Annotated in this window: 10 protein-coding genes and 1 riboswitch; of the genes, 4 read left to right on the top strand and 6 right to left on the bottom strand. The window is 59.0% G+C overall.

Features of this window, described 5'->3' with window-relative positions; genetic code table 11:
* The first annotated feature begins 133 nt into the window (after positions 1-133).
* On the top strand, positions 134-1,492 hold the full coding sequence (glnT, locus tag J3362_RS09625) for a type III glutamate--ammonia ligase (RefSeq protein ID WP_349519359.1): 1,359 nt from the start codon (positions 134-136) through the stop codon (positions 1,490-1,492).
* Positions 1,493-1,506: 14 nt separating this feature from the next.
* Here glnT and J3362_RS09620 read toward each other — a convergent pair whose 3' ends face one another.
* Complete coding sequence (locus J3362_RS09620) at positions 1,507-2,277, bottom strand: class II aldolase/adducin family protein (protein WP_349519358.1); 771 nt, start codon at positions 2,275-2,277, stop codon at positions 1,507-1,509.
* Positions 2,278-2,415: 138 nt separating this feature from the next.
* On the opposite strand from J3362_RS09620, the gene J3362_RS09615 reads away from it, so the two are divergent.
* On the top strand, positions 2,416-3,315 hold the full coding sequence (locus J3362_RS09615; RefSeq protein WP_349519357.1) for a bifunctional transcriptional activator/DNA repair enzyme AdaA: 900 nt from the start codon (positions 2,416-2,418) through the stop codon (positions 3,313-3,315).
* Here J3362_RS09615 and J3362_RS09610 read toward each other — a convergent pair.
* From J3362_RS09610 to J3362_RS09590, 5 genes are all read right to left on the bottom strand, one after another.
* Positions 3,298-3,909, bottom strand: coding sequence for a TetR family transcriptional regulator (locus tag J3362_RS09610; RefSeq protein ID WP_349519356.1), 612 nt, complete (start codon positions 3,907-3,909; stop codon positions 3,298-3,300). The genes J3362_RS09615 and J3362_RS09610 overlap by 18 nt on opposite strands.
* A 220-nt stretch (positions 3,910-4,129) precedes the next feature.
* On the bottom strand, positions 4,130-5,197 hold the full coding sequence (locus tag J3362_RS09605; RefSeq protein WP_349519355.1) for a putative urea ABC transporter substrate-binding protein: 1,068 nt from the start codon (positions 5,195-5,197) through the stop codon (positions 4,130-4,132).
* A 71-nt stretch (positions 5,198-5,268) separates the two neighbouring features.
* Positions 5,269-8,895, bottom strand: a complete 3,627-nt coding sequence (gene uca, locus J3362_RS09600; protein ID WP_349519354.1) for an urea carboxylase — start codon at positions 8,893-8,895, stop codon at positions 5,269-5,271.
* Entirely contained in the window at positions 8,886-9,524 is a 639-nt protein-coding gene (locus J3362_RS09595; protein WP_349519353.1) for an urea amidolyase associated protein UAAP2, read from the bottom strand. The genes uca and J3362_RS09595 overlap by 10 nt, the downstream gene beginning before the upstream one ends.
* 12 nt (positions 9,525-9,536) lie before the next feature.
* Positions 9,537-10,262, bottom strand: a complete 726-nt coding sequence (locus J3362_RS09590; protein ID WP_349519352.1) for an urea amidolyase associated protein UAAP1 — start codon at positions 10,260-10,262, stop codon at positions 9,537-9,539.
* A gap of 58 nt (positions 10,263-10,320) precedes the next feature.
* Positions 10,321-10,426: riboswitch (guanidine-I (ykkC/yxkD leader) on the bottom strand.
* Between the two features lie 375 nt (positions 10,427-10,801).
* Between J3362_RS09590 and exaC the strand changes: the two genes are divergently transcribed.
* Positions 10,802-12,322, top strand: coding sequence for an acetaldehyde dehydrogenase ExaC (gene exaC, locus J3362_RS09585; RefSeq protein WP_041646366.1), 1,521 nt, complete (start codon positions 10,802-10,804; stop codon positions 12,320-12,322).
* Positions 12,323-12,655: 333 nt separating this feature from the next.
* Positions 12,656-12,727 (top strand): pyrroloquinoline quinone precursor peptide PqqA, encoded by a 72-nt coding sequence (gene pqqA, locus J3362_RS09580; protein WP_007153157.1) that lies wholly within the window; start codon positions 12,656-12,658, stop codon positions 12,725-12,727.
* Positions 12,728-12,775 lie beyond the last annotated feature (48 nt).

Here is a 12,775-nt window from a genome sequence, read left to right as displayed (position 1 = left end):
ACTGTTTGCCTGAAGTCTCTCGCCTTCGCTCTTATATATACACGCTGGCATGTATGTTGAATGGCAAATACAAAGAAAGAAACGTGCCAGAACCCAAACTGATTGCCCGCATGACGGGCCGGAGAAAAACAGGATGACGGAATTGACTAACACCCAGGCCCTGAAAGAGAAGCTCACAGAGGAAGGTGTGAAATACGCCATTGCCAGCTACGTGGACATCCACGGTGTGACCAAAGGCAAGTTCGTGCCCGTGGCTCACCTGGGGCAAATGATGGAAGGCTCGGAGCTTTACACAGGCGCCGCCCTGGATGGCGTGCCCCAGGATATCTCCGACGACGAGGTAGCCTCCATGCCGGATGCCGATGGGCTGGCTATCTGCCCCTGGAATCGCCAGCTGGCCTGGTTTCCGGGCAATCTGTTCCTGAACGGCGCGCCTTTCGAAGCCTGTTCCCGGAATATTCTACGGCGTCAGCTGAGTGCGGCGGCGGATATGGGATATCGCTTCAATCTCGGTATTGAAACCGAGTTCTTCCTGTTCCGGGATACCGAGGATGGCGGCTTTGCCCCGCTGAGTGATCGCGACAACCTGGGCAAGCCCTGTTACGACCCCCGCACGCTTATGGATAACCTGCCCATCATGGATGAGCTGGTAGACGCCATGAACGAGCTGGGCTGGGATGTGTACTCGTTTGATCACGAAGACGCCAACGGCCAGTTCGAAACCGACTTCAAATACGCCGACGCACTGACCATGTCCGACCGCCTGGTGTTCTTCCGGATGATGGCCAATGAGATTGCCCGCAAACATGGCGCTTTCGCCAGCTTCATGCCCAAGCCCTTTGCCGACCGCACCGGCAGTGGCGCCCACTACAACATGTCGCTGGCGAATCTGAAAACCGGCGAAAACCTGTTCGAGCCCAAGGGCGACGATCTGCACAACTGCGGCATCAGCAAGATCGCCTATCACTTCACCGCAGGTGTGCTGAAACACGGCGCCGCCATCAGTGCCGTGATTGCGCCGACAGTCAACAGCTACAAACGGCTCGTTCGCCAGGGCAGCATGTCCGGTTCCACCTGGGCACCGGTATTCATGTGTTATGGCTCCAACAACCGCACGAATATGATCCGGATCCCCGGCATGGGCGGGCGCATCGAATGCCGTGCCGCAGACATTGCCTGCAATCCGTACCTTGGCAGTGCCCTGATACTGGCCGCGGGCCTGGAAGGCATCCGTGAAGGTCTGGACGCGGGCGCACCCCACCACGAGAACATGTACAACTACAGCGATGCTGAAATCGCCGAGCAGGGCATCGAGTATCTGCCCCGGAACCTGGGCGAGGCCGTGGAGGCCTTTGAGGCCGATCCGCTGGCGAAAGAAGTCTTCGGTGACGCCATGTTCAACAGCTTCATCGACTTCAAGAAAGGCGAGTGGGAGAGCTATCAGAACCACGTATCTTCCTGGGAAGTGGATCGTTACCTGAAGATGTTCTGATAGCTCGGTTGGCTTTAACTCCGGAAGCCGGGATCAATGCGATCCAGTTTGCGTAGCATTCCCGGCCAGGCGAGGTTGCCGCCCATACCCCTGGTGACCTGCCTGGCCTGTTCACGGATCGAACTGAGAATGCTGTCCGGAATCTGCACCAGCGGCTGGCCCCCGGACATGGCCTGGATCTGGACTTCGCAGGCACGCTGGAGGATGTACATTCCCAGAAAGGCTTCGGCGACGCTGGGCCCGGTGGTCAGCAGGCCGTGGTTGCGCAGGATCATGAAACGGGCGTGGCCCAGATCCGCCTGCAGGCGCGCTTTTTCGTCTTCCCTCAGAGCCACGCCTTCGTAGTCGTGGTAGGCAAGACCCGAGAGCGGGAACAGGCTCTGCTGGGACAACGGCAGCAGTCCTTCCTTCTGCGCTGACACGGCTACACCAGCGGTGGTGTGGGTATGCATTACGCAGGCGGCATCCTCACGAATCGCATGGATGGCACTGTGGATGGTGAACCCGGCCGGGTTGATGTCGAAATCGTCAGGGTTGACCTTGTTCCCTTCCTGGTCGATGCGTACCAGGCTGGAGGCCGTGATTTCCTCGAACATCATGCCGTAGGGATTGATCAGGAAATGGTGCTCGTCACCGGGGATCCGCAGGGAAATATGTGTGAAGATCAGATCGTCCCAGCCGTAGAGGGCGATCAGGCGGTAGGCGGCGGCAAGATCAACGCGCAGCTGCCACTCATCCTCACTGACTTCGCCTTTCTTTGATGGAATTGCCATTTGTTCAGACATGGTATTGGCCTCGCGGAATCTCTTGGTTTTGTTGTTGATTGACGGCCAATGTAGCGCCCGCAAGAATCGGATGGAAGGGGGCGAGGCAAACGCGCATCATAGGAACGATTGGTCATGTGAACACCAAGGAGCCAAAGCATGGCAAGTTCCCGAACCCCGATGCTTGATGATAGAGATAGTGAGGCGGAATCATCCATCCCTGTTGCTGATCGAATGGTCGCACTGGCCAGATTCATCGAGAGCAGGCCAGATGAAGCGTTGAGCCTTGCTGACCTCGGCGCTGTCGTTGGGTTATCGCCATCCCGCGTACAGCGGGTGTTCAAGGAAGCTTTCGGTGTCTCACCAAAGGCTTATCAGGACGCACTGCGCCTGGCCCATTACAAGAAGGGTCTAAGAAAGGGTCAGACCGTGACCGATGCAATCTACGAGGCCGGCTTTGGTTCGGTCAGTCGGGTCTATGGCAAAGCCGATCGACAGGTCGGGATGCCTCCGTCACGCTACGGCAAGGGTGGGGAAGGTGAAACCATTACCTATGCCTGCCGGCAGACCGCACTCGGCCTGTTGATGATGGCCGCCACCGATCAGGGTGTGTGTTTTGCCGAATTCGGGGATGACGAAGCGGCGCTTCAGGAACAATTGCAGAGAGAGTTTCCGAAGGCCCGACTGGTTCCATCTGAGGCAAAGGCATCGCCGGATCTGGATGCCTGGATTGCCGCTCTGGACGAACACCTCAGCCAGAACACGCCTCGCCCGGATGTGCCTCTTGATATCCGCGGCACCGCGTTCCAGACACGCGTCTGGAAACTCCTGCTGAGCGTCCGCGAAGGTGAGGTGGTGAGTTACACAGAGTTGGCAAAGCGACTGGGTGAGCCCAGAGCCGTTCGGGCGGTGGCCTCCGCTTGCGGGCGAAACCGCATCGCCGTGCTGATTCCCTGCCACCGTGTCTTGCGCAGTGACGGCTCCCTGGGCGGTTACCGCTGGGGGCTCGACCGAAAGCAGCAGTTGCTCGAAAAGGAACGCTCAGCTTCGGCCGAGTAACACCCAGAACTGTCGCCGGAAAAACGCCGTCTCCTGTTTCAGTGAAAACAGCTTCGGCGCAAACAGCCATGTCTGGGTAATCCCCATCAGATAGGTGTAACTCAGCAGCCCCAGCTCCTCAGGATCTTCCTGCGTACTGATCAGACCCCGCTCAGCGGCCTGGCCCACCAGATCCCGGAACATCGTAATAATCGACTTGGTCAACGCGCGCTCCCGCTTCAGAGTCCGGCTCATGGCATCGGTCAGCTCGGTCTTGTTCAGCAGAATCTCGAACGACTGGCGATATTTACGATCATTGGCCAGCAGGCCCAGCCAGCGCTCGATGAAATGATCCATGGCCTCAATTGGCGTTTCCCGCATGCCTGAACACTCCGCAACCAGGGCGTCCAGGGGTTCCTGAGAATAGGCGAGTACGGCCTCGTAAAGATCATCCTTGTTCTCGAAATGCCAGTAGATCGGCCCCCGGCTGCAGCCCGCTTCTTTGGCGATACGGCTCAAGGTTGTCAGTGAGTAACCGTCCCGGCTGAAGAGCTTCAGAGCAGCTTCCAGGACCGTTTGGCGTGTCTTTTCGGCATCTTCCTTGGTACGGCGCATAGGTCTTTTTCTCAACGCTTCACTGAGGGTATGGGGGGGTGGGCTGATGGCTTCTCCAAAACTGTGCGGAGCCATGGATGGCGGAGCCCAAGCGCCCCAGGGATGGGCCGAAGGAGCGTGTTTTGGAGAAGCCATCAGCCCACACCCATGCTCCGAAGCCCACAAAAAAAGGGCACGATTAATCGTGCCCGATCCTAGCAGAGTTTTAGAGGAAAATTGCTCAGATCTCCCCGTCTGCCGCCATCTGCATGTGGCTGTCGTTAAACCGAAGCTTCACATTTCCGGTGTCGCCCATGATTGACCCATCCGGGAATTCGATGCCCACAAAGTCCGGGCTCATCGCACCTTGCCCAAGCAGCCCCTTCTCGAAAGAGAACTGGCGAACGCTGTCCATGGCCTCCAGGGCTTCATTGCTGTTAATGAAATCCACTGACATCTGCGGTTCCCAGAACATCTTCATACCGGCCAGTTGAGCCTCATAACCGGCCTGGTCGGTGCCGGAGAGCTCGCCGAGAAATGCTCGCGCTTCCTGACCTTCTTTACTATCGGAGGCGAGGATGCTCATGGTTTCGTACCAGGCACCCACAAGCGCCTTGCCCAGCTTCGGGTTGTCGGCCAGGGTTTCCGTGTTCACCAGCGTCAGATCCTTGATATGACCCGGAATCTGGCTGGAATCGAACAGTTTGGTCGCGCCCGGGTAGGCTTCCACTTCCGCCAGCAGCGGATTCCAGGTAGCCACGTGGCGGACATCGTCGGTCTGGAACGCGGAAACCAGATCGGCATCGGAAATGTTCACCACGCTCAGATCACGCTCTTCGAGACCGACGCTTGCCAGTGCCCGTGCCAGCAGGTAGTGCGATACGGAGAGCTCAACCAGGTGAACGGTTTCACCCTCCAGCTCTTCGATGGTCTTGGCATCTTTGGATACGAGGCCGTCGTTACCATTGGAGTAGTCGCCCACGATAAGCGCAGTCGTGTCCACGCCGGAGGCGGCCGGAATCGACAGGCCATCCATGCTGGTGGCTACCACGCCGTCAAACTGGCCGGCGGTGTACTGGTTGATGGACTCGATGTAGTCGTTCACCTGCACGATATCCACCTCGATATCGTACTTGTCCGCCCACTTTTTCATGATTCCGTAGTCCTCGGCATACTGCCAGGGCACCCAGCCGGCATAGATGGTCCAGGCGATGCTGAAGGAGTCCTTTTCCTGGGCCATTGCACCCATAGACAGGGAGGCCGTGAACAGACCGGCCGCCAGACGTTTGGTGATGTCGCGTGTATTCATGGTGTCTCTCCTCGGGCCTTGCCCGTGTTTTCAGGTTTGGTCTTTCTTCAGTTTTTTTGGGGTTGCTGGCATTACTCGGTAATCTCTTCGACAATCACGACCGGCGTTCCGGGCGAGACCGCCTGTCCCGCTTCCCGACGCACGTCCACCACGCGTCCGGTTACGGGGCTCAGTAATTCGATTTCCATCTTCATGGATTCAATGACCGCCACCGGCCGCTGGGCATCGATGGTGTCGCCTGGCTTGACCAGGCACTCCCAGAGGTTGCCGGCTACGTGGCTTTCCACCGCGTGCTGGCCTGCCGGCAGGTTGGCAATGTCATCCTCGCCGGTCTCCTCAATGGGCGCCTCGGAGCTGAAGTTGATCTGGCCAGACTCGATCCAGCGCTGCAGCTCCTCGTCGAAGGCTTGCTTGCGCTTGGCTGTGAAGGTCTGGATTTCGTCGTCGTTGTTTTCCAGAAACTGCTCGTAGTCCTTCAGGTTGAAGCGGGTTTCCTCGACCTTTATCGGGTAGTCGCCGTTGGGAAAGTCCCGCCGGATCTGCTGCAGTTCTTCGGCACTGACCTCGTAGAAGCGCACCTGGTCAAAGAACCGGAGCAGCCAGGGCTTGCCAGCCTCGAACAGGTCGGTCGTGCGGTAGCGGTTCCACATCTGCAGGGTGCGACCAACAAACTGGTAGCCGCCCGGGCCTTCCATGCCGTAGATGCACAGGTAGGCGCCGCCGATGCCTACGGAATTTTCCGCGGTCCAGGTGCGGGCCGGGTTGTATTTGGTGGTCACCAGCCGGTGCCGGGGATCCAGCGGGGTAGCGACCGGCGCGCCCAGATAGACGTCGCCCAGGCCCATCACCAGATAGGTTGCCTCGAAAAGCGTCTTTTTTACCTCATCGATGCTGTCCAGTCCGTTGATGCGGCGGATGAACTCCAGGTTGCTCGGGCACCAGGGAGCGTCCTTACGCACCGACTGCATGTATTTCGCGATGGCGGTCTGGCAGGCTTCGTCATCCCAGGACAGGGGCAAATGAACGATGCGCGCGGGCACATCCCACTCGGGCTGTTTTTCCAGTTCCTTTTCGGCGCCGATCAGCAGATCCAGCAGCGTGCGCTGGTTCAGTTTCTGGCTGTCGTAATGCACCTGCAGGGAGCGGATGCCGGGGGTCAGTTCCAGAATGGCATCGTGATTCTGCTCGCGCAGCCACAGCATCAGCGCGTGGGCGCGGAAGCGCAGGCGGATATCCAGCTCCATGGGGCCGTATTCCACCAGCACGTAGTTGTCGCCGGCGGCCCGATAGACCATGCCGGTTTCGTGTTCTTCGTCACTGAGTGACGCCAGAATCGGGGAGGTTGGCGTGATCGGTTTGATATGGGCGGTCGCTGAGGTCAGGGTGGCGATGGACTCGTCGAGGGCTTCCCGCAGGGCCACGGCCTGGTCCTGACTGACCGGAACAAATTGGACCTTGTCACCGGCTTTCAGCTGGCCCAGTTTCCACAGGTCAGCGCTGATGACCGTCACCGGGCAGACAAAGCCGCCCAGGCTGGGGCCATCGGGACCGAGAATCACCGGCATATCGCCGGTGAAATCCACGGTGCCCACGGCGTAAGCGTTGTCGTGAATGTTGGACGGATGCATGCCGGCCTCTCCGCCGTCACTGCGCGCCCACTGCGGCTTCGGGCCAATAAGTCGTACGCCGGTGCGGCTCGAGTTGTAGTGAATCTCCCAATCGCTGGCGAAGAAGGTGTCGATGTCTTCGTCAGTAAAATAATCCGGCGCGCCATGAGGCCCATAGGTAACGTGCAGTTTCCAGGTCTTGCCGATGGTCGGTTTGAGGTCGGCAGGGAGAGTGGTCAGGCCAGTTGGCTCAGACTCCGCCAGGGCCAGCACATCGCCGGCCCGCAAGGCGCGACCACAGTGGCCGCCAAACTGGCCAAGGGTAAAGGTGCTGCAGGAGGTCAGATACTCGGGGCAGTCCAGCCCACCGCGGAACAGCACGTAGGCCCGGGCGCCGTCCGCCGTGGTGGCGCCCAGCTTCAGGGTAGCGCCGGCGGGCACGTCGATCACCTGCCAGGAAGCCACGGGCTGATCATCCAGTGTGGCGTCCAGCTGGGCGCCCGTCAGCGCAATCTGGGTGGCGCGGTTGAAAGTGAGCACCGGCCCCTTAAGGGTGATTTCCAGGCCTGGAGCCCCTTCCGGATTGCCCAGCAGTCGATTGCCAAGCCGGAACGAATAACTGTCGAAAGGACCCGACGGTGGTACGCCAATTTCCCAGTAGCCGATGCGCCCGGGGTAGTCCTGGATGGTGGTCAGGGTGCCGCCACTGAGCACATCCACGGTGGCCGGCTGGTAATCGAATTCGTTGAGGGTTCGAGTAAACAGTTTGCCCTCGGCAAAGCGCGGGTCGTCCAGTACCTGGCGTACATACTTGAGATTGGTCTCGATGCCATAGAGCTGGCTGTCGTCGAGTGCCAGCATCAACCGCTGGCGGGCCGATTCGCGATCGGCCTCATGCACAATCAACTTGGCGAGCATGGGATCATAAAGCGGCGACACCTCTGTGCCCGGCTGAATCCAGGTATCGATTCGCAGTGCCTCGTCCTCGGGCCAGGCCACGTTGGTGAGCAGGCCGGCTCCGGGCTGGAAATCCTTGTTGGGGTCTTCCGCATAGATCCGGGCCTGGATGGCGTGGCCGGAAGGCACAAGGTTGCTGTCCAGTTTTGCCAGGTCGGGCAGGGTGCCTGCGCCCAGTTCCACCATCCATCGGACCAGATCCACGCCATACACCTGCTCGGTCACACCGTGCTCCACCTGTAAGCGGGTATTCACTTCCAGGAAGTAGAATTGGGTAGTGTCCGGGTCGTAGATAAATTCCACTGTGCCGGCGCTCCGATAGCCAATGCTTTCACCCAGCTGACGGGCTGTGGCGTGCATGCGGGAGCGGATGTCGTCGGATAGCCCCGGCGCCGGAGCTTCCTCTATCACTTTTTGGTTGCGACGCTGGGCCGAGCAGTCACGCTCGCCCAGGGCCAACACCTGGCCCTGGCCGTCGCCGAAAAGCTGTACTTCGACATGGCGGGCGTGTTCCACGAATTTTTCCAGGAATACGCCGCTGTTGCTGAAGTTGTTCTGGCTAAGGCGCTGGACCGACTCGAAGCTTTTGCCCAGATCGTCCGGGCCGTAGCAGCGGGACATGCCAATGCCGCCACCGCCGGCGGTGCTTTTCAGCATCACCGGGTAGCCGATGGTGTCGGCGGCTTTAAGCGCTTCCTCCAGATTGGTCAGCAAGCCGGTGCCTGGTAGCAGTGGTACGCCGGCGTTTTCAGCCAGTGACCGTGCCGTATGCTTGAGACCGAATTGCTCCATCTGCTCGGGTGTCGGGCCCAGGAAGACCACGCCTTCGGCGTCACAGCGTCGGGCAAAATCGGCGTTTTCGCTCAGGAAGCCGTAGCCGGGGTGGATGGCGCCGGCACCGCTCTTGCGGATTACCTCGAACAGTTTGTCCTGATCCAGGTAAGTGGTCGCTGCCGGGCCCTCTCCCAGGGAATACGCCTCGTCCGCTTGGCGTACGTGAAGTGAATCGGAATCCGCTTCGGCATAGACGGCAACCGAGGTCAGCCCCATGTCACGCAACGTGCGAATAACCCGGCAGGCGATGGCGCCGCGGTTGGCGATCAGGACCTTTGAGAATCTGCCGCTCAGCTCCATACCAGCACCTCGATCGGTGTCGGGTTCCAGCCGTTGCACGGATTGTTGAGCTGCGGGCAGTTGGAGATCATCACCAGAACGTCCATCTTCGCTTCCAGTTCCACGTATTTGCCGGCATCGGAAATCCCGTCGGCGAAGGTGAGTCCGCCGTCGGCCGTGACCGGGACATTCATGAAAAAGTTGATGTTGTGGGTGATGTCCCGTTTGCTCATGCCCAGTTCTTCATGTTCGGTGACGGCCACCAGCCAGCTGTCCCGGCAGGCGTGCATGCACTTTTTCTCAAGGGCATAACGCGTGGTGTTGCTCTCCGCCGCACAGGCACCGCCCAGGGTGTCGTGACGGCCGCAGGTGTCTGCGGTGATTTCCAGCATCACGTTGTTTTCTGAAGACATCAGTTTGGAGCCGGCGGTCAGGTACACGTTGCCCTGCTCGCGGATGGTGTCGACGGCGCTGTACCGCTCGGTGGGATTGTGAGCGTTGTAGAACAGGGTGTCGGCGGCCTGGTTGCCTTCCAGATCCAGGATCCGGACGGTCTCGCCGGCTTTCACCACTCTCAGGAAATATTCGCCCGCCGGCACGGTTTCACGGAAGGCGGCGTTTTCAGGCTTCAATACGCTTTGCTTGATCATTTCCGGCCTCCGTTACTGGAACAGGTGGTACAGGGCGTTATTGGCGAAGGCCCGGGTGGCCTCGGGGGACGACGTCTTGCAGGGATCGGCATCGGTTACCGGGGCCGCCTTGAACAACTGGTACCGCAGCGGATGGCTGGGATACTCGCTGGCCGGGTTCATCGGATGCGGGCAGGTGTGCAGCACCACGATGGTGTCCATTTCAAAGCGCAGGTCGACGGTGGCGCCGGCGTGGGAGTGACCCTCGGAGAAGGCCATGTTGCCGTCGTCATCTGTTTTTACTTTGCTGAACCAGTTCAGGTTGGCGGTCAGGTCTTTCTTGCCGAGGCCGTATTTAGCCAGTTCGTTCAGGAAGCTGGTGAAGCCGTTGCGGTGGTAATGGTTGTGAGCTTGCTGATAGGTCTTTTTGCCCCAGCGCTTTTCCACCAGATCGGCATTGCAGGTGCCAGCGACGGTATCGTGCCAGCCAAGATCATCGCGGATGATGGAGGCAAACACCCGGCCCATGTCCGAGAGCAGCACGTGGCCTTTGGTGAGCAGGAAGGTGTGCTGGTTTTTCAGGGTGTCCGGCATGTTGTAACGCTCGAGCGGGTTCTCGGGGTTGTACATCAACATGCCGACGTTGGTCCCGCCGGTTTCGTCAATCAGGCGCAGCACATGGCCACGGCGCACGATAAAGGACCAGTGGGATCCGCCGGGAATCAGATCGTCGTAGAGGGGGGCTGCGGTTTGCAACATGGCCTTTTCCTCCTGGTTAGGGCATCCAAAAAAGCGAGAGGCGTCAGTAACTGAGCGATCCTCCCGGGCTTTTGTCCCGCCGTGTAACCTTGGAAAAGGTCGTCAACTCTCGGACCAGTCGTCTGCGTTTGTGGTTGCAGACCGGAACCCTAGTTGACCATTGGTCAGATTGTGGCGCTTTGATTGTGGTTTCAGTAACCGACGTCTCGCTGCGTGCTGAACATACTGCAGAGTCCATGCCAATCGGCAAGTCACTGATTTTATTGCGGCGGAGGTTCAGGGGTGGGGGTGGGCTGCTTCCTGCCTGGGCGGACGCACCGTTTTTGTGCATCGGTCAGTGCGCTTCCAGTGCATTTATTTTCGGAGTTTGATTCCAGAGCCAGACCACTGATGGCATGGCCTTCAAGCCATCTACTACCAAGGGAGGAGTTTTTCGCCTCCATCGCATCATTCAAACCTTGGGAATTGGGGTCTACATTGAATGGGTAAACGCGAAAGGCCGCGTTGCCCTGCGACAAACACAACAAGAGGTCGAGATCATGATCTACGCACAACCAGGAAAGGATGGCTCCGTCGTTTCTTTCAAATCCCGTTACGAGAACTACATCGGTGGCGAGTGGGTTGCCCCGGTAAAAGGCCAGTATTTCGAAAACATCACACCGGTCACTGGCAATGTGATCTGTGAAATTCCGCGCTCCAGTGCCGAAGATATTGATCTGGCTCTGGATGCAGCGCACAAGGCGGCACCCGCGTGGGGCAAGACGTCGCCCACCGAGCGTTCAAACATCCTTCTGAAAATTGCGGATCGTATCGAAGCCAACCTCGAGAAGCTCGCAGTTGCAGAAACATGGGACAACGGCAAGGCGGTGCGCGAAACCCTGAACGCCGACATTCCTCTCGCGGCTGATCACTTCCGCTACTTCGCGGGTTGTCTGCGTGCCCAGGAAGGCCATATGGGCGAGATCGACCACAACACCGTGGCGTACCATTTCCATGAGCCGCTGGGTGTCGTTGGCCAGATCATTCCATGGAACTTCCCGATTCTGATGGCGGCCTGGAAACTGGGCCCCTGTCTGGCTGCGGGTAACTGCACCGTGCTGAAGCCCGCCGAGCAGACGCCAGCCAGCATCCTGGTACTGATGGAAATCATTGGTGACCTGCTGCCGCCGGGCGTGCTGAACATTGTAAACGGCTACGGCATCGAGGCCGGCCAGGCCCTGGCCACCAGCAAGCGTATTGCCAAGATTGCCTTCACCGGCTCCACCCCGGTTGGCTCCCACATCCTCAAGTGCGCGGCTGAAAACATCATCCCGTCCACAGTGGAGCTGGGTGGTAAATCCCCGAACATCTACTTCTCCGACGTGATGAAGGCCGAGCCGGAATTCATCGACAAGTGCGTGGAAGGTCTGGTTCTGGCGTTCTTCAACCAGGGCGAAGTCTGCACCTGTCCGTCGCGGGCGCTGGTTCAGGAAGACATGTTCGAAGAGTTTATGCAGAAGGTGGTTCAGCGCACCAAGTCGATCAAGCGCGGCAACCCGCTGGACACCGATGTTCAGGTAGGTGCCCAGGCGTCGAAAGAACAGTTCGACAAGATCATGTCCTACCTGGCCATTGGTAAGGAAGAGGGCGCTGTGGTGCTGACTGGCGGCGACCGCGAGCATCTGGATGAAGAGTTCAACAATGGCTTCTACATCCAGCCGACCCTGTTCAAGGGTGACAACAAGATGCGCGTGTTCCAGGAAGAAATCTTCGGACCGGTCGTCGGTGTTACCACCTTCAAGACCGAGGAAGAGGCCCTGGCCATCGCCAACGACACCGAGTTTGGTCTGGGTGCCGGCGTATGGACCCGCGACACCAACCTTGCCTACCGAATGGGCCGCAACATCCAGGCTGGTCGGGTGTGGATGAACTGTTACCACGCCTACCCGGCTCACGCAGCCTTCGGTGGTTACAAGAAGTCTGGCGTCGGCCGTGAAACCCACAAGATGGCGCTCGAGCACTATCAGCAGACCAAGTGCATGCTGACCAGCTACGACACCAACCCGCTGGGTTTCTTCTGAATCTATGAGCGGTAAGCGGGCCTCCCACACGGGCCCGCCTGTGAGTCAGCACAGCGGATGTGCACCTTCATTCCCCGGTGTCTGGCCGGGGCGACTCTCTTACGGGAGTTCGGGTTTTTCTGTCACTCTCTTTGGCCCTTCCCAGGGCCTTTTTTCGTTTCAGGACAGGGCGCCTGTCTGCTCCTGGTTTCTGCGACCTAGGGAGGCACCAAAACAGTTCCAAAGTACCATATTGGCCCCTTGCCCCGGCCGATAGGATGGGAACTGGGTTATCGGCAATGTCGTTGATTCACCCTCAATGCGCTAACAATCATGACAATAGAGGTGAGCATTATGTGGACCAAACCAGCCTACGAAGATCTCCGCATCGGTTTCGAAGTCACCATGTACTTCGCCAATCGCTGAGTGCTGAAGCGGCCAGCCTCGAGCTGGCCGTTTTGCTTGTGGAGTGAC

The sequence above is a fragment of the Marinobacter sp. NFXS11 genome, assembly GCF_040148675.1.
Lineage (GTDB): Bacteria > Pseudomonadota > Gammaproteobacteria > Pseudomonadales > Oleiphilaceae > Marinobacter.
The sequence above is the reverse complement of the archived record's forward strand: the minus strand, read 5'-3'. Positions and strand labels throughout refer to the sequence as shown.